The 18,978-nt window shown below is 35.9% G+C and carries 13 protein-coding genes and 1 pseudogene; 8 read left to right on the top strand and 6 right to left on the bottom strand.

From position 1 onward, the window contains the following. The 3 genes and pseudogenes from CIK00_RS19620 to CIK00_RS19610 form a co-directional block, all read left to right on the top strand. Window positions 1–122, top strand: a pseudogene (locus CIK00_RS19620) (IS1595 family transposase); the annotation flags it as partial. Between the two features lie 60 nt (window positions 123–182). Further along, the gene (locus CIK00_RS19615; RefSeq protein WP_101770250.1) at window positions 183–611 is read left to right on the top strand and encodes a YhbP family protein; all 429 of its coding nucleotides are present in this window, start codon (window positions 183–185) and stop codon (window positions 609–611) included. 401 nt (window positions 612–1,012) lie between these two features. Further along, a complete protein-coding gene (locus CIK00_RS19610) occupies window positions 1,013–1,726 on the top strand; it encodes a helix-turn-helix transcriptional regulator (protein WP_101770249.1) in 714 nt (237 codons plus the stop codon). Window positions 1,727–1,767: 41 nt separating this feature from the next. Here CIK00_RS19610 and pdxH read toward each other — a convergent pair whose 3' ends face one another. Then, window positions 1,768–2,406 carry a pyridoxamine 5'-phosphate oxidase gene (pdxH, locus tag CIK00_RS19605; protein ID WP_101770248.1) on the bottom strand — a complete coding sequence of 213 codons (639 nt, stop codon included), beginning with the start codon at window positions 2,404–2,406 and terminating at the stop codon, window positions 1,768–1,770. Window positions 2,407–2,678: 272 nt separating this feature from the next. Here pdxH and CIK00_RS19600 point away from each other — a divergent pair, with 272 nt between their 5' ends. Together CIK00_RS19600 and CIK00_RS19595 are read left to right on the top strand one after the other, a co-directional pair. Beyond that, the gene (locus CIK00_RS19600) at window positions 2,679–4,616 is read left to right on the top strand and encodes a bifunctional diguanylate cyclase/phosphodiesterase (RefSeq protein ID WP_101770247.1); all 1,938 of its coding nucleotides are present in this window, start codon (window positions 2,679–2,681) and stop codon (window positions 4,614–4,616) included. A gap of 326 nt (window positions 4,617–4,942) precedes the next feature. Then, window positions 4,943–5,254 carry a hypothetical protein gene (locus tag CIK00_RS19595; protein ID WP_193435493.1) on the top strand — a complete coding sequence of 104 codons (312 nt, stop codon included), beginning with the start codon at window positions 4,943–4,945 and terminating at the stop codon, window positions 5,252–5,254. A gap of 71 nt (window positions 5,255–5,325) precedes the next feature. On the opposite strand, the gene CIK00_RS19590 is transcribed toward CIK00_RS19595, so the two are convergent. The 4 genes from CIK00_RS19590 to CIK00_RS19575 form a co-directional block, all read right to left on the bottom strand. After that, window positions 5,326–6,072 (bottom strand): phosphatase, encoded by a 747-nt coding sequence (locus CIK00_RS19590; protein WP_101770246.1) that lies wholly within the window; start codon window positions 6,070–6,072, stop codon window positions 5,326–5,328. A 12-nt stretch (window positions 6,073–6,084) separates the two neighbouring features. Next, the gene (locus CIK00_RS19585) at window positions 6,085–8,214 is read right to left on the bottom strand and encodes a tRNA(Met) cytidine acetyltransferase TmcA (RefSeq protein WP_101770245.1); all 2,130 of its coding nucleotides are present in this window, start codon (window positions 8,212–8,214) and stop codon (window positions 6,085–6,087) included. Window positions 8,215–8,315: 101 nt separating this feature from the next. Continuing rightward, entirely contained in the window at window positions 8,316–9,290 is a 975-nt protein-coding gene (locus CIK00_RS19580) for a ParB/RepB/Spo0J family partition protein (RefSeq protein ID WP_101770244.1), read from the bottom strand. 7 nt (window positions 9,291–9,297) lie between these two features. Continuing rightward, a complete protein-coding gene (locus tag CIK00_RS19575) occupies window positions 9,298–10,512 on the bottom strand; it encodes an AAA family ATPase (protein ID WP_101770243.1) in 1,215 nt (404 codons plus the stop codon). A gap of 1,345 nt (window positions 10,513–11,857) precedes the next feature. Between CIK00_RS19575 and CIK00_RS19570 the strand changes: the two genes are divergently transcribed. Continuing rightward, complete coding sequence (locus tag CIK00_RS19570) at window positions 11,858–13,858, top strand: replication initiator protein RctB domain-containing protein (RefSeq protein ID WP_101770242.1); 2,001 nt, start codon at window positions 11,858–11,860, stop codon at window positions 13,856–13,858. Window positions 13,859–13,996: 138 nt separating this feature from the next. After that, window positions 13,997–16,273 carry a patatin-like phospholipase family protein gene (locus CIK00_RS19565; RefSeq protein ID WP_101770241.1) on the top strand — a complete coding sequence of 759 codons (2,277 nt, stop codon included), beginning with the start codon at window positions 13,997–13,999 and terminating at the stop codon, window positions 16,271–16,273. 70 nt (window positions 16,274–16,343) lie between these two features. Here the strand turns inward: CIK00_RS19565 and CIK00_RS19560 are convergent, their stop codons facing one another. Further along, on the bottom strand, window positions 16,344–17,576 hold the full coding sequence (locus CIK00_RS19560; protein ID WP_101770240.1) for a serine/threonine protein kinase: 1,233 nt from the start codon (window positions 17,574–17,576) through the stop codon (window positions 16,344–16,346). A 458-nt stretch (window positions 17,577–18,034) separates the two neighbouring features. Here CIK00_RS19560 and CIK00_RS19555 point away from each other — a divergent pair, with 458 nt between their 5' ends. Next, window positions 18,035–18,958 carry a helix-turn-helix domain-containing protein gene (locus CIK00_RS19555; protein WP_101770239.1) on the top strand — a complete coding sequence of 308 codons (924 nt, stop codon included), beginning with the start codon at window positions 18,035–18,037 and terminating at the stop codon, window positions 18,956–18,958. The last annotated feature ends 20 nt before the right edge of the window (window positions 18,959–18,978 follow it).

The following is an 18,978-nucleotide window of genomic DNA, read 5'->3' as shown; positions in this document are numbered from 1 at the left end:
TCTGTTTTAGATTTAATTATCGGTTTCGAGTTGAAGATATATTCAATACGCTGATTAAATGTGGTGCAAAATCACCACCGATGCCAGAGAAATTATTAACTCTGGCTGAGTCTCGGTGGTAATCAGGAAAATAAAAACAATCACCTTTTGTGTATAATTTAATAAATAGCTCGAGGTATATAATGGATAATATCAAACATATATGTAACTTTATAAAATGTAATCACCTGTTAACACTATGTGTAAATAATTCTTCTGATCTATGGTGTGCTAATTGTTATTATGTTTTTAATTCAAATGAAATGTCACTATTTATAATGACAAGTGAAAATAGTAAACATAGTCAATTAATGATACTCAATAATAATATTGTTGGTACCATAGCTCCTCAACCAAAGAATATAATTGATATAAAAGGTATTCAATTTCAAGGTCATATTGAAAAGCTAATAAATAAAGATTCAGAAAAAGCAAAAAATCTTTATTACACTATTTTTCCATCCGCAAAGTTTATTTCCGCACCAATTTGGAAAATAAAACTCACGATGATAAAAATGACAGACAATAGCTTAAGTTTTGGTAAAAAGCTTATCTGGCACAATAATGTCTAAAAAGACATACAGACGAGCATGGCTAGCAATACTAAATCGTAATGTCAACGGGTGATTTCCCCCCTATTTTGTTGCCTAAGGCTTATATATAGTTACCATATTAATATTTTAACCACACTGGTAAATATTAATACTTATCCGTAAGGATAAAATCAATAAGGGTTGTAATATGTACTATCAAATAACAACGCTTATTGATTATCTTTTCTACACGTCGTACAGGATTATACTCTCAGGAGTCTAGGTCCTGTTTTTGCCGATCGCTATGATCGGCTTTTTTTTATTCAATACATTTTCGCTTATAAAATGAGCATTATATGGTATATATATTTACCCAATGTAATAAACTCATTACAATTAACGAAAGTTATAATTAATAATAGACATAAAGCTCATAATAAATGGACACTCATAGTACTCACCCCTCATTAGATATATTGAACCAATTACCTGGTTGTTGGGGTTGTAAAGATATAAATTCAGTTTTTGTTTATGTTTATGAGGAATACTCTAAAATCATAGGTTTTAATAATCCACTAGATTGCATTGGTTTCACTGATTTTGATATTCCTCATTTAAGCGATAAATATGCATATATATTTCAACAACAAGATTTGCAAGTAATGACAACCGAAAAACGGTTACGTATACTTGACATTCATCCGTACGCAGATGGATCTTGGCGAGTACATTTATTTACAAAAACAGCATGGCGAGATAACAATAGTAAAATTATTGGGACTATTTTTTCAGGTATAGAACTAAAAGACACTTCTTTACTTGAAATTGGACATTGGCTTTGCCGTTCTAGCGAGATCAAGTACCAACAAGAAAAAAGTAATCATTTTAATAATCAACAATTAAACATTTTTCTTAATACACGCGAATCAGAAGTATTATTTTTACTACTGTACGGTAAAAAACCGCAATATATCTCCAAAACATTACAATTAGCAGTCAAAACTGTTGAAAACTATGTTGTTCGATTACGAGACAAATTCAATGCTAATTCAAAAGGTGAATTGATTGAATTAGCACTTGATGCTGGCTTTGGTTCTCATATACCAGAAAGTATGTTGAAAACACAGCAATCGATTATATTACGAGAATATTAATAACATTAGCGGAGTACAAATTACTCTGCTAATTCATTAACTTATGGTGCTAAACGTTCGACATGCCAGTTATTATTGTTACCACGTAAATAAATAAAACGATCATGTAATCGATGTTCACCACCTTGCCAAAACTCAATCGACTCAAACTTAACTCTATACCCTCCCCAGAAACTAGGAAGAGGTACTTCACCTGCTGCAAATTTCCGTTTTAATTCGAAAAATTTTCCTTCTAAAGCCTGACGAGCAGAAAGCCGAGAACTTTGTTTACTTGCCCAAGCGGCTATTTGACTTTCTTTAGGCCTACTTGAAAAATACTTCATTACTTCAAGAGTTGATAATTGCTCAACATAACCAGTAACATGTACTTGGCGCTCAAGCATATGCCATGGGAAATGTAAGCTTATTTTATTATTTATACGTAATTGTTCAGCCTTACGACTACTCAAATTAGTATAAAAAATAAAACCTTCATTATTGATATCTTTTAATAACACAATCCGTTGAAAGGGTTGACCGTCAGCATTAACGGTCGCAATAGTCATAGCGGTAGGATCAGGCAAATTAGCATCAACGGCTTGTTGAAGCCACTGATTAAATAAAACAAGTGGTTCACTTGGCAAATCATCACGACGTAAACCGCCTTTAGTATATTCTCGACGAATATCAGTCAAATCCATTTTCTCTCTCCTCGTTAAAAACACTTAATAATTAATACCTACATCATCATGAATAACTGAATAAAAGCTCTTCTAAATTGTAAACTGTCGTTTGTTGCAAAAAGAAATAGACGCATTTAGCGAAAAACAACTTTTGTTAAGAAACAATCAACTCTATATCGCTGAGTTTTGATAAATTATATCAATCAGATATCTTCATCTTCATCTTCAGCATCTCTCTATCAACCATTTACTCATTGAGTGCTGCACTTAACTTTTTTGGTGCTCAAATTATGACACTTTTCAAACGACAAGTTATTAGTCTAACCGTATTAGTTTGCTCTGTTGTTAGTGCAATCACTGCTCAACAACTTTATTCAAGCTATTCAACATTAAAATATCAACATATCATAACGTCACAAGCAGATATTAATCGAGCTTTAGTTATACTACCCCAAGCATTTACAAAACTAAATGCGCCTATCGTGTCAGAAAACCAAGAAAAAAAATTATCCATCATCATTAATCAATTATTTCCAAAGACTAATTATAGTCAGATCAGCCTTACATCAACTGACGCTTATCAGCTTGTTCGTCAAGATAATATTATACCCACTACTCACTCACCAAATTGGTTTCAACACTTATTTAAAATTCCATCTCATACTGAACAACGAATAATCGAGCATAACGATCAATCATTAGGTTTATTAACAATAACCGCACAACCAATACTTAATTATCAACAACTATGGCAAATAAGTACACATACTGTATTGGCAAATATCATCATTGCAATTATCTCTAGTTTACTTGTTTATTTTATTTGTTCTAAAAACCACGCAACATTAGCCCGATTAACACTAAGAGCTAAAACAATAGAGAATTTAAATCAAGCACCACTATCCATACCCAACGAATCAGATTTAGCCATTATTGTGCGTGCATTTAATAAAATCTGTTACCAATTAGATGCTAATTTTAAAAATCAAGCAGATGAAGCAATGAAATTAAGGCAACAAGCTTATCTCGATAATATATCAGGCTTAGGTAATCGTAGTTTTTTTATTCACCAACTCAGTTCATGGCTCAATGAATCCTATAAAGGAGGATTAGGACTAATTCAAACTGATTTAATCAATGAATGCTATCAAAATGAAGGATTCAAAAAAGGCGATGAGTTAGTAAAAACTATAGCAACACGATTAAATGAAGTATTAACCTTTAATGATGTAACCCTTGCTCGCCTATCTAAAGATGAATTTGCTATTCTCATTCCTAATATATCGATTGAAAAACTGAAAATTTGTAGTAAATCATTAATAAATGTTTTTAATGATTTAAGTACCAATACTATTAATGACAATGTCGCAATTGGCTTAGTCTTTAATGAAAATAAAAGTACACCAAGTCAGATATTAACCCAACTGGATAATGCATTAACGCAAGCAAAAATAATGCCTAATGAATCAGTGGCAATCATTAAAGATATAAATAATCAAATAACGCTGGGAAAACAACAATGGAAAGCATTACTTGAAGAAGCCATTAGTGAAGACTTATTTATTTACAAATATCAACCCGCCACTTTATCAAATGGTATAAATTATCATTATGAGGTTTTTACCGCCATTAAGAAAAATAACAACTACTATTCAGCAGGTATGTTTTTAGGGGCGATAGAAGACTTAAAAATAGGAAGTTGGTTCGACCGACATGTTATTGTTGCAATCATCAATAAATTAAATGCCGATAGAACAATAGGCCCTTTCGCAATAAATATCACCAATAGTTGTATTAATGATCCAAGCTTTATTCGTTGGTTAGATAATTTATTACAAAAGAATACATTACTCAGCTCTCGACTATTTTTTGAAATTCAAGAAATCAGTTGTATCAAACATCCAGATGCGACAGGTATTTTATGTTCTATTATTCGCAAATACAATTTTGGTTTTGGTATCGATAACTATGGCCGTAATTTTCAATCTTTAACCTATCTAAAAGAGTTGCAACCTAATTACGTAAAGATTGATTACGTATACACTCACCAATTGAATGATCAAACAAAATCAGCGGTATTATCTTCAATTTGTAGAACTGCACACAGCCTTAATATTAAAGTGATCGCAACTCGAGTAGAAACCGAAACGCAATTAGAACGGCTATCTGAATTATTCGTTGGCGGCTATCAAGGATTCATCACAGAGAAGCAATCACAACCCGCATAACTTATTTACAGTGTAAATTTAAAACCACAGATAAAGTCTATTTACAGTGTAAATAGACTTTCCCTTTTATTGCTTTACAGTGTAAATGTCAAACGCTCCCTTTAGTACTTCCTATCTGTATTACGTATTTACAGTGTAAATAATTATCCTCCCTACGCACAAATAAGCATCCGCATGCATATAGTACTACTCAACATATTTTACTACATACACTTTATTTTCTATCCCTGATATAGCGAACTGAATCAGTGGTTGTTAGCTATGGTTGTTAGCTATGGTTGTTAGCTATGGTTGTTAGCTATGGTTGTTAGCTATGGTTGTTAGCTATGGTTGTTAGCTGTGGTTATTGGCTGTGGTTATTGGCTGTGGTTATTGGCTGTGGTTATTGGCTGTGGTTATTGGCTGTGGTTATTGGCTGTGGTTATTGGCTGTGGTTATTGGCTGTGGTTATTGGCTGTGGTTATTGGCTGTGGTTGTTGGCTGTGGTTGTTGGCTGTGGTTGTTGGCTGTGGTTGTTGGCTGTGGTTGTTGGCTGTGGTTGTTGGCTGTGGTTGTTGGCTGTGGTTGTTGGCTGTGGTTGTTGGCTGTGGTTGTTGGCTGAGATCAAGAACATTAAAATTATAATATTTACAGTGTAAATTAATATATCGATTTACACTGTAAATATAATCAAGTCTCAGTTTACACTGTAAACCAAAACATTATCTAATCACCATTGATGATTTTCATATTGTTCAGCAACAGATTTTCCACGTTCCGTTAAGAAAGCTAATAATGTTTCAGGATGTTGAGTCACAATTAATTCCTGCGGGAAATCAACATGCGCTAACAATGTTTTAATGCTAGAAAAGTTACCAACATCCGCCGCAAAATGGGCGTCAGATCCTGTCGTAATTCGAGCCCCAAGTTCTTTTGCTAGAGCCGCAATGTCTTCACATCGAGGCGCACTACCAACACGAGAACGTCCCAATGATGAGTTATTAATTTCAACTAAAACATTATTCTTAGCTGCAGTACGAATAACAGTTTCAAAATCGAAATCATAATTAGGGTTACCAGGATGACCAATCGCATCAACCACTCCTGACTGTATAGCATTAATCAATGCTTCAGTATGATCACTTCTCGTCATTGGTTTAAAAACGGGCTCATGCAAACTCGCTATCACCCAATCTAATTTCGCTAAAACCGTATTATCCAGATCAACTTCACCTGCAGTATTAATGATATTTGCTTCAACACCACGTAAAATAGCAACGCCTTCAAGAAATCGAGGTAATACACGTTGATTCGCGAAGTACCAAAAATGCGGAGCACCCGGCATTAAAGAAGCATGGTCAGTATTACAAAACATTTTTAATCCCTTTGCCGCAGCCGCTTGGGCATTTTCAATAATTGTACTGTAAGCATGGCCACTTGATAATGTGTGTGTATGAGTATCAACTTGAATCTGCATAATGAAAAACCTCTAATAAACTTGAGAAGATAAAGAATAATAACGAGCAACAATATTACGTAAATGCTGCTGAGTAATTTTACGACTGGCTAAATGATACCGCTCCCCCACCACTGACCACGATTGTTTTTGCAAAATCTTAGCTACCACAAAACCAACATCATCATTCCAAGTACAATCATCTTGCAATAAATACTGAGAGAGCCAACTCTCAAGACTTGCGACTACAACATCATAACCAAGTCCGCCCTGAATAAAGATTTGTAGCTGATGGTCAATCTGTGTCAGTGATAAGCCATAATTCAATGGCTGTTGAACATTTTGAGAATATAATTTAAAAAATAATTGGCTATCAAGCTGACTAAATTGCTCAACTCGTTGGCAAATAAAAGAGGCACTGAACAAGGTTACCGCATCATCAAACCATAATAACGCAGCGCTCGATAATGGTTTAACAAACAATAATGAATGGAGACCACTGGCAGCATCTTTAGTGATCCCTAGCCGTAACGGCCGTAATGAACAATGAGACCAAAAATCAACAAGCTCATTGGCCGCGCCAAAACTTGTCCCTATATAGTCAATATTTTCATTCTGTGCTTGTTGTAAAACAGCATCCACCAATTTTGTACCAATACCGTGCTGCTGAAAACTATCAGCGACAGCAATACGTAATATACGATAGCAACGCTGCTGAGCCGCAATCGCATAACCTAGATGAGCCGCTAAAGATTGAGCCAATAAATGCCCTTGCGGACGACGTTTACCTTGCATCACTAATTGAGCAAGCTCGGCATCAAATCCGCCTTCTTTTGACACAACACAACAACCAATAATTGTCTTAGCTTGTAAAGCAACAATCAGTGATAACTCTGGGTCATCCAACAATTGTTGAATATCATTCGGTGAGGTTTGGTAATGGGCATTAATCAGTAAACCAAACAGTTGACTCAACAAGCGTTCATTAGCAGCCAATTCAGAAGTGGGTAACACAGAATAGTGAATAGCATCAGCGTCAGAAACAACATCAATCCCAACACAATTTGGAGCTTGTGCAGATAATAGCAACGCTTTAAAAGTCCAAGCTTCAAGCGGATCCCCTGTTACCCATCGAATAGGTTGTTCTAAATGATAACTGCGCCATTGTGGCATTTTAGTTGTTAATTTTTGTTTGAATTTAATTTCAAATCCTCGCCCAGTACCTTCATAGCCATGAATAGTGGTCGCGAAAATTAATCGATTATGATGAGCGAGTAACGCCATTAAGATCGGAGCAGGAATAGCCGCAGCTTCGTCTACCATAATAAAATCAAATTCTGATGCGCGGTTAACTATCTCGTCAGCAGCCACAAATTCCAACTGACTAGCACCATAATATAATTGATGTCGTTGTGGTTGCTCCGCGGTTACTAAGCGTAATTTAGCGAGTTTAAACACTGTATCCGCACAAGCAAAAGACGGAGCCGTAACCGCGATTCTGATTGTTCGCGTTTGTAATAATTCGGCAGCAGCAATACCAAGCGCCGCCGATTTACCTCGACCACGATCAGCAGACAATACTAATGGACGCTTACTATGGCCGGTAGCTACTTTAATAATGGCATCCACAGCATCTGCTTGACCAGCAGTTAAACATCCCCGTTGAAGGTTAACATCCGTAAATATTTGAGCCGTAGAAAAGTAGTCCGGTATTGCAGCTAAAGATAATAACTCGACAGGCTGTGACTGCTGAATAAGCATCACATTCGGATCTAAAAACAAACGACCTAAACGGTGATAAAAAGGAGAGCTAATATTAGGGAATCGCCATGCCGGTGGCGCAATAATAACAAGAATACCGCCACCTTTAACGGTGCCAGAAAGCGCACCTAGTGTGTTCGCACTTAATCCTTGTAATGCATTGATAACCACCATATCAAACTCTTGCCCAAGCCATTGCTTTGACTGTTTAAGAGATGAAGACACAAATGACATTGGCGCATTATCCCCAGCCCATAATCGTTGTGAAAAGTGCTTACCAATAACCGTTGCCGTTGTCGTTGCCCATTCGCAATCGCCTTCTAAGACAATTAATTGACGACAAAAATGGTGTGATAACTGTTGCTGAAGTTGAGCGAAGAAAATATCTAACTGCGCCGACATAAATAGATCCATAAATAAATGACCTACCGATCATAACACAGCCACAACAGGCATAAAAAAACCACGTATAAGAACGTGGTTTTTATTAACGAAAATAAACGTTACTTTAGATAATCATTTAAATAAGCCAGTACATCATTGATTTGACGATCACTCATCTTTTTCAATTTAAGCTGTAACTTATCACCATCGCGCATATAAGAGACTTTGCCCTTGATTAAATCTTGCGATGTTGGCTTCTCAATAACTATCTTGGGATGTAATTGCTCGCCTAATTGCTCTAATTTACCCGTTACTTCACGCGTAATACGACTAATGCCTTGTGCGTTAATCGTCTTCCATAATGATGCGTTATCACCGCTCAAATCAGCAATCATGTGTTGCTGTTGCTCTTGATTTAAACCAAAGAAAATACGATGAAGTTTCACAATAGTCGGACGGCCAAGTTCGCCAACACTAGGGTAAGCCATCAATAATTCCATGGGTAAACAAGCGGCTTTTAATGCACCACTCACTAAAGCTTCACTACATTGTAAATACTTAGCCAACTCTTTTTGATCAGCAACTTTGCCAGTATCTAACAACGATTGCATTTCTTTACCACGTTCAAATAAAGATAATGGTTTATGCGCATTCGCAACATCAGACAAGAATTTTGCATGTTCCGTATTAATGCCTTTAGCAACATAAATCAAAAAATCTTTATGAGCAAGAATACAAGACATACGACGGCGACTACCGTCTAATACTTCAATACGCCCATCATCAAGCCAACGGCCTACTGCTGGATATTGTTGACCACGATCTTTTAATGTAACTAAAATATCAGCTAGAGCATGTTCATTTAAAAACGCTTGTTCACGCGCATTTTCAGCAAAAACGATGGTTTGAGTGCCAATATCATCTGCGTTTACTTTTACTAATTCAAACGCAACAGTCTCTTCGCCTGCAACGGCTAATTCAATCACAGCCGCTTTATCGCGAGCGGCTGTTTGGGCTTCTGTAACGTTAGTTGCGCGACGTTTATCTGCTTTACCAAATAAACGTGCATTAAGATCTGTCGTTTTAATTGCCATCTGTCAATTATTCCTCGTTCAAGTTTGCCCAGTGGCTGTGCATTACACGTTCTAGTTCAAGACCAACACGCTGAATAGCCTCTTGAGCCGTTGAAAGGGTCTTTTTACCACCCTCAAACTCAGCCGCAGTAAGGTCAAAAACAGTACTATAAGTATCTGCACACGTCTCAAAAGCACGGCTTCGTGGTACTGTCGCCATCATTACTTGCTCACGTAACAAATAATTCATCTCTGTTAATACAGAAACTTGTTTTTTATTATCGTCTTCAAACATCGTTGGCATCAGACGAATGAACTCTAATCCGTGCCAGTCTTCTGGAAACATCTCATAAACAGTGGGTAAATGCTGAAAGAAGTTAACGGTTGATGCCCAGTCTAAACGTTTAGCAGCACAAGGAATAATCAACGCATTAGATGCATACATCGCATTCCAAACTAATGGATCAATATGAGGACCCGTGTCAATCATGATGATATCGAACTCTTCAGCAATTGGATCAATCACTTTTTCTTTAAGCAAACGTACAATATCAAGGTCTTGATTTACAGCTAAATCTTGCCATGCATCGGCATTAAACATCGCATCTTCAGGGAAAGCTGCAATTGTTTTAAGATTAGGATATTGAGTTGGCATTACTACATTATCCATCACAAAGTGCTTATCAGTTAATACACCTTCAGGCACATTATCTAACATTACATCTACAGCTGAATAAATAGTTTCTTGTTTACCTATACTAATCAATGGATTAAGGAATAAACGTAACGATCCTTGAGGATCAAGGTCAATAAGACAAATTCGGTAACGTTTATCTAAATCTAAAGCTAAACAAGCAGCGATATGTACCGCTGTCATTGATTTTCCAGTACCACCTTTCTGATTCTGGACGTTCACAACCCAAGGTTTACGTCCAGCGCCTTCACGTTGATAAAAAGCCGGCTTTTTGGCTGACGCCATCAATTGATGCGCCTCATCAAGGGTTATTGAGTAATGGTTGGCTTTATTTTTAGTAAATTGATGCCCAGTTGCTTCCATACGTGAAATTGCATCATCTAATTTTCGACGAGTCAAACCTGAGCGTGTCTCCATCAATGCTTTTGACATTGGCGGAAAAACCTCATCACGGCGTTCTTCTAACACAATTTCAATACGATCAGCTTGTACTTGTTTAGTCTGCTCTGCAATATTGAGCAAATTTTGTATCGTCTGTTCCCTATTCATTAGTACTCTATGCCATGATAATAGACTGTCTCTATTGTACAATAAATCATGCCGTAAACAATAAAAAGCTGAACAAAAACATGTGATGCTAATCTCAACTAAAAACATACTTTCAAGCAAAAAGCGAAAAAAACACCATTTATAGACTTAAATCTCCTTTATTATCCAGGCTAATTACTCCAATTAAAACCATTTCATAAAAATGTTACAGCGTCACAAGTTTACATTGTAAATCAAACTTATCATGATTATTAACGGAACAATGAAAAAAGAGAGATAGTTTACGGATAATGTCATTCCAATAAAAAAGAGTTATCTTTACCCATTTTATGATATTTGCTAATGAAATCACTCAATTTCATTAGCAAATATCAATAAACACAAAGGAAAAGAAGAAAATAGCCAAAAACAAGCTGAAATCCAATATGACAACAGCTAAACAATGCCCCTCTACTTGATCATTGTTCCATTACAATAACGCTCAGTATGAAACGATGATCAAGCGTTAATAATGATAGAAATAGTGCTGTAAACAGTCTATTTCTATTCTCTTAGCTGCGGAAAAATGATCAAGACGGGTCACGATAATAAAAATTCTATCTTCTGCATGACGGAAGCATGTAAAATAGCATATAAACTACGGATAACGCTGATTCAACAAGGGTTGCGACGCAATTACCTTAACTTATAATTAATATAATTGAGGCTTAATTTTATTAATTTCAAAGATTGAAATACATAAAAAACATGATGATCATTGATCCAATAACAGAGACATAGAAAAACACTCTCTTTTTCCATTAACTGTCATTTCAATTACGTGTCAACTCAACTAAAAAAATCCAACGAAAAGATGATAGCAATGTTAAATATCCCTTTAAAAGTTGAAAACACACTAACATGATCATCTTTCCAGTGTAAAAACGACACCAACAACATAGAAAGTGACTCTCTACGATAAAAATAAGCTGTATTTTCTTCTTGCTGTGGATAACTTTGTGGAAAAGCTGATAATCAATGATGATCATGCTTTCAACTTTATTATGATCATGTTTTCATGCTGACAATGATCATCGTTCCAACGTTATGATGATCATGCTTTCACTCTTAGTATGATCATGTTTCTGGGTTTTCTTTGATCATCGTTCCAATAAAGACAAAAATAATAACCATAATAAACAATGTGTTAAAGCGAATTATTTCACCTGATCATTAGATCATAATATCAATTAGATCAGTTTTAATCATAAAGATCAGTTTTAAAATCTTTAAATAAAAAACTTTCTTTCTTGATCTTTTTCTATTAACCTTTACGGAAAGATGATGCTTCTACGGCCAATGACAAATGAATTCCGCTCGAAATACGAAAAAGAATCCGATTGATAAGATATTGATCGAAGCGCCAAGATCACACAAAGATGGTCATTTATTTGTGATCCCAACAAATTTAGTTGACTGGCTACCTCAGTACCAACATTTTAAAGGCGTGACCAAAAGTATTATTGAGTTATTGAATATTATTTCATTACGTGGCTTATCAAGCCAAGATGGTATGGTTTCAACAACGGAGCTTATTGAAGCGACAGAAGGACAGTTAACACGAGCGGCTATTCAACAACGTTTACGAGCCGCGGTTAGTGTTGGTTTATTTAATCAACAACCGGTACGATTCGAGGAAGGTCTTGCTGGTAAAACCATGTTACATCGTTTTATTAATCCAGCATTACTGATTTCCCAACTTGGTACAGGTAGTTTACTATCAGATCAATTTAGGCAACGTGAAAAACAAAAGCGTTCCAAAGCATTAGCTCAGAACCATGTTAATCGTCGTTTATTGACCGAATATGGTTTAGGTACTCCGCCTTCAATGCCAGATGAAGCTGATCAAATTGTAGTATCGCCAACAAGTTGGGCCGGTATTATCGATCAAGCTTTAGCACCACCACGTACAAAGAAAAGTTATCAAAAAGCCATGGTTGCGATCAGTGGCACTAAAGCGATCATTGAAACACGATCTTCAAAATCGATCATGACCGTTGATGATCTTATGACGCTATTTGCGTTATTTACGTTAACGGTGCAATACCACGATCACCATCTTGCGGATTATGAGATCCAACTCCGCTCAATGGCAAATAAAACCCCTGTCTATATCACGGATATTTTGGCTTTACGAGGCAAAAAAGACAGTGGCCCTGCACGTGATTCTATTCGTGAAAGTATTGATCGTATCGAATTTACTGATTTTCAATTGCATGAGTTAACGGGTCGTTGGCTTAGTGACAATATGCCGGAAGGTTTTAAAAGTGATCGATTTCGATTCATAGCACGTACGATCACAGCATCAGAAGAAGCGCCTCAAGAAGGTGACGATGGTGAAATTCGTATCAAGCCAAACTTGTATATTTTAGTTTGGGAACCGTCTTTTTTTGATGAATTATTAACCCGTGATTATTTTTTCTTATTCCCGCCAGAGATTTTACGTCAACATACTTTAGTGTTTCAGTTATACACATTTTTTAGAAGTAGGATGTCTCGGCGTGTTGTTGATTCAATGCTTTTAAGTGAGTTAAATCAAAAGCTTGCTAGGAATATTGAATGGCGTCGTTTTTCTTCCGATATTATTCGTGAATTAAAAAAATTGGCTGAAGGTAAAGTGACTGAAGCCTTGTTTGCGGTTAATTTATGGGGCTATCATTTAACAATTTCTGCTGACGATATTGATAAGCGTTATACCGACTATCGAATTGATATTAAATCGGATGCAGAAGAAGTTATTCGTTATTCTCGAGCAAAAACAACCAATGAAGGCAAACGCAATATGGCACCCACCATGCCAAATCCATTGCGTAATGAGATCATGCCTAAACAAGCATTGGATCAATTATCGGCAATTATTGATGGTGAATTTGAACCGATCCAGCGTAAAGAACCTCGTCCTCGAGGACGTTTAGGTCGTCGAATTAAATTGCGTAAGCATCTAGTTGAAATTAATGCAGATGAACTTACTATTGTTTTATCTAAATATACCTCTTCAGAAGCACTACAACGCAGTATTACCGCGTTATCAGCAATGACTGGTCATCCTATATCAACAATTACAGAAGAGTGTCAGGGCTATTTAGAGAAGCTTGATTGGCTCCATGTCGCTGGTGAGCGTGTTAGTTATGAAACGCTTAGCAAAACGGTTGAGTTATACAATAGCCGTCAAGATGAACGCCATTTATCGATTGAACGTTTAATTTCAGGTTTAGCTGTACGCCGAAAAGTGTGTAAATTAGTTCATGAAGGTCATATAACCGATCAAGTATTAACCACATTAGATGATGTAGCTAAAGGCATTTAAATAGCAATAGCGGCTGCAGAATAGAGAAAGAGCGTGTTTATCTACGCTCTTTTTGTTTTAATACACATCAAAGAGTTAACGTATAATCTTTACCGTGTATCGTGTGATATTTGGTATTATTGCTAGCGGAGTTAAACGATGTTGTTTAGTAACAAGAATTTTAGCAGGGTTTTATTTTGTATTGTTATTAGTACACCCACTGTTAATGTCTATGCTGCTAAAGCAGATCGTCCGATTATTGATCGCCCCAAAATTGGTTTAGTTCTTAGTGGTGGAGGAGCTAAAGGTGCAGCACATATTGGTGTACTTGAAGTTTTAGAAGAAAACCGTATTCCTGTTGATATTGTGACAGGCACGAGTATGGGCGCTTATGTTGGTGGTATGTATGCCATGGGGCTTTCGGCACAAGAAGTAAAACAGCGTACTTTTAATATTAATTGGAATACGGGTTATATAGATCGCGCGAGTCGTAATGATTTATCGTTACGTAGAAAAAAACAAAATGATACTTATCAATTACATACTGATTTAGGTTTAGATATTAATGGTGAGTTTAAATCTCGTCCTGGTGCCTTTCAAGGACAAGGTCTAGCTGTTATTTTACGTAAACTTACTGCTAATTTACCCGCATTAAAAACCTTTGATCGGCTGGCTATTCCTTATCGTAGTGTTGCGACTGACATTACCAAAGTTACGCCAGTTGTTATAAGTTCTGGCCATTTAGCTACGGCAATGCAAGCTTCAATGACCGTCCCTGGGGCATTAAAACCCGTTCATTTAGATAATAAATTACTTGTTGATGGTGGTGTAGTTAATAACATGCCGGTTGATGTTGCGAAGCAACTTGGTGCGGATGTTATTATTGCAGTGGATCTGCGTGATAGTTTAATGCCGAAAAAAGATTTAGACAGTGCATTAAATATTGTTTCACAGTTAACGACATTTATGACTAATGCCAGTGCAGATTTTCAAAAAAGTTTAATGAAATCGAGTGATATTTATTTACAACCTAATGTCTCTTTCATGACCGCAGCTGATTTTGATAAACTTGAACAAGCTTATCAAGCGGGTCGAAAAATAGCACTTGCATCATTGCCTCGTTTATTACGTTATCAGTTATCACTATCAGAATATGCTGAATATAATAAACAGAAAAATATTCGACGATCACGGTTATCCGCACATGATTCTTATTTTATTGATGATATTGAAATTATCAATAATACAAATTTACCAGATAAAACGTTATTAGCTCAATTAGAATTAAAAACAGGAAAAATAATTTCTAATAATGAACTAGAACAGGCAGTAAAACGATTACAAAGTGAAGATATTTATGGTCGAATTAATTATTCAATAAAACAAAAAAATAATAAAAACATTCTTGTTATGGATATTAATGAAAAATCGTGGGGGCCTGGATATTTAAATTTCACCCTTGCATTTGAAGATGATTTTGAAAGTCGTTCTGATTTTTCTTTTGGCGCACAATATGTTTATACCGATCTTACTGATAAAGGCGGTGAGTGGTTGTTGGAATGGAAATTGGGTAGTTGGAAAAATATCACCACTGAATTTTATTTTCCTATAGATTATCAACAACATTTTTTTACTGCATTTGGTGCTGAAACAAGTAATGAAATTCGTCAATTTGATGATTTTACTTATTATAATGCAGATGAAGAATTAAAAAATATTGATGCTAAATATAATCAAACAAATGCTTATGTAAAAATGGGTTGGAATATTAAACCATGGGCAGCGTTCACTTTAGGTTATAAAGGTCAAACTGGAAGTATTACCGTATCAGCTCTTGATCGTAAAGAAAATTATAATTTATATGGGCCATATTTAGATCTTACTTATGATGATTTAGACAGCTTTTTCTTTCCATCTTATGGTTCTTATTTTAATAGTGAAATAGGATACAGTAATACTGTACGTCGGCCTGATTTTGGTGAATCTGAAGCAGGTGAGACTGTCTATTATAATTTATCGATAATAAAACCGTTTACATATGATAAACATACCGTCGTATTTTCAATGAAAACGGCAGGCTCAGATGCTGATAATTTATTACCGATTTATGCGCAAGATCTTGGTGGGTTGTTTAATTTATCTGGTTACCATCGTTATGAATTAAATGGCCGTTATAGTGCTTTAACGAGCTTAGTTTATCGTTATCGAGTTATTGATAATAACTTTGGGGCAATTAAATTACCGATATATATTGGTGGATCGCTTGAAAAAGGCGGTGTGTGGGATCGTACCTCTGCGATAAGTTGGGACAGTGCAATTACCGCTGGCAGTGTGTATGTTGCTGTAGATTCTATTTTAGGTCCTGTTTATTTGAGTTATGGTCAAACATCGACAGGGAAAAGCTCATTCTATCTTTCATTAGGTGGAACATTATAAAAATTGCTTAAATAATTAAGCCCCTTAATAAAATATAATTATTAAGGGGCTATAGAGATTAAATGATTATTTAATATTCCCAGTGTGAAACATTATGTGAACCACTAAATTGATTAGGGAAATAATCTTCACACTTACCTTCACGCCACACATCAGCTGTTGCGCAGTGTAGACCACCACCAAATGCATAAGCATCACGTAAATCAACTGGAATTACATTAAAGCCTAGTTTATCAAATTGCTCCATTTGTGCTTTTTCACTGGCTTCAACACAGACTGTTTTATGATCAATGATTAAAGTATTCATTGATAGCCATGTGCTTGAATAACAAAGTGCTGGAGGGTTATCCCATGAAGGTTTAACGGCTTCAACAATCTGCCAATCATTCTTTTCAAAAATTTCACGTTGACCGGCAAATAACGGACGGTGTGGGTTAAGTAACATTAAGCCTGGACGTAAAGGACAGAATGTTGCGTCAATATGAATTGGATGGTTATCAGCAAAGCTTAACGTGTGAATACGATATCCCATTGGCTCATATTTACGCTTGATCCAGTGAATACCCGCTAAGTTAGTTGTAAGGCCATGTTGGACAAAGATATCTTTACCTAAACGCATTACATCTGCGGCATCAAAGAGAATATCTGTTTCTCTGGTGCTGTATTCTTTATTTAATGAACGCGCCATTGTTTCTTCATCAGATAAATATTCATAGGCAGCAACATAATCCATACGGAAACTATCGTCAGATAAGCGAGGGCGTGGTGCTTGCTCGATCATGCACTGCTGATCTGATTCAAAATACTCACGAAGAAGATCAGTGTATGCCAAATATTCAAAATAGCGGCTACGGAAGCTCATTGGTGCCATTAACATGCTTTTACCCATGGTAAGCAAGCAGTCACGAGGAGGCATACAGCCAAAGCCAGAGCTAATCGAAAAATCAGGGGTATTGATACTATTATGCCAGTCAACAGCTCCTGGGCGATCAACGATAATACCGCGATTTTCAAGGATCTGAGCAAAGCCATTTAAACACTCATTTGCACGATCAATGGATTCTTGAGTACGACGTCCCGCTTTGCTTCCACGCATTGGTGAGTTGGCCGGAATTTTTTCATTACTTGCAGGACAAGCTTCTGGAATATGTTGGTTATCTGCAATACCAACAATCACATGGCGAAGAGGATCGAAATCGTTATAAGATTCAACATGTAGGCCCGGTCTAACATAAGGTACACCAGATTCTTTACGCTCAAGAGGTAAAGAAGCATTTGGATAAAAGTCGTTAGAAATACTCATTGCAAATTCTCCATGAGAACGAATAGTTGTATTGAAACAGTGTTTATTGACACATTGTTCGTTAAATGATCTATAACAGACATTTATTATTGTTATTTAACAATGTGTTATCTCGCTGCCTCTCGCTGTTGAAGGCCATGTGTTGTGCTCTTCAATGACTTTATAATGCGCCTTTAAAATTCATTTTATAGCGAAGTTCTGCTGATAAATGTCGATTATATGCTGAGAATGGTATTTATAGTGGTTATTACAACTTTGGGCTAAGAACAATCAGTAATTCCGATTTTTATGGCACAATTAATATGCTAATTTCAGTTATTGCTTAAAAAGCTTGATGGAATATCACATATTTGAAAAAAGAATTTATTGGGTCAGTAAATAACTGCTCATTTTTAATTAAAGCATCTAGTTCTGTGGCATAAAGTTGTAATAATAGGCAGAGTAAAGGAGAGCTGGTTATGTATCAAAAGATAGTAGCAAATACGCCTAAATTTTTGATGTTTGATTTACAACCACTGATTGATAATAAGAATTTTATTTTTGGCGCTGATTATATATTGATTCGCCCTAAAAAAAATGGCTGCATATTACATTTATCATCCACTCAAATTCCCTTAGCTGTTGGGCAATTAGTTTTATTAGCGCCTTTTAACCCTTTTAAAATTAGTGTTGAGGCAGTTAATAATAAAATAACAGTGGGGGATGCATTGCATTTTCGTTTAAATGCATTGGGGCAAACGTTTATTGATAGTATTCAGTTTAATAATATAAAAAACATGTTAGATCATGCTAAACAAGGCTTGTTGTTTGAAAGTGAGGAGCTAGAATCATTATTTGAAATTATGGATAACATCGAGAACACTTTTGATTTTAAGCAACTGCTTAATATATTGATGTTACTTGATCAATTAACAAAAACCAAACCTCAGCAAATATTAGAAACTCACCAACTTGCTTTTGCTACCACTAAAAGAACCGAAAATAGGGTTGATCTTGTATTGCAGTACATTACGACAAATCTTGCAGAACCGTTAACTGTGACGATTGTTGCTCAACAATTGCATATGGCTGAAAGTACGTTCTCACGTTTTTTCCATACTCATTTAGGGGTGACATTTCGACAATATTTAATTGAACAGCGGGTGAAACAAGCGGCAAGATATTTGGTGTCAACAGATTGGACGATTGCTTATATTGGGGCCGAAGTGGGTTTTTCATCGTTATCCAACTTTAATGAAAAATTTAAAACGTTATTGCACGTAACGCCTCGGCATTATCGAGCCAATCATTTGTCGCTACGGGAAAATATTGATAACTCACAATCGATACAAGGCCAATTACAAAAACAATTTCATCAGTGGCAAACCAATGTGGTTGTATAAATAATAAGAGAATAACGGTG

It is taken from the genome of Photobacterium carnosum (genome assembly GCF_002849605.1).
Lineage (GTDB): Bacteria > Pseudomonadota > Gammaproteobacteria > Enterobacterales > Vibrionaceae > Photobacterium > Photobacterium carnosum.
The sequence above is the reverse complement of the archived record's forward strand: the minus strand, read 5'-3'. Positions and strand labels throughout refer to the sequence as shown.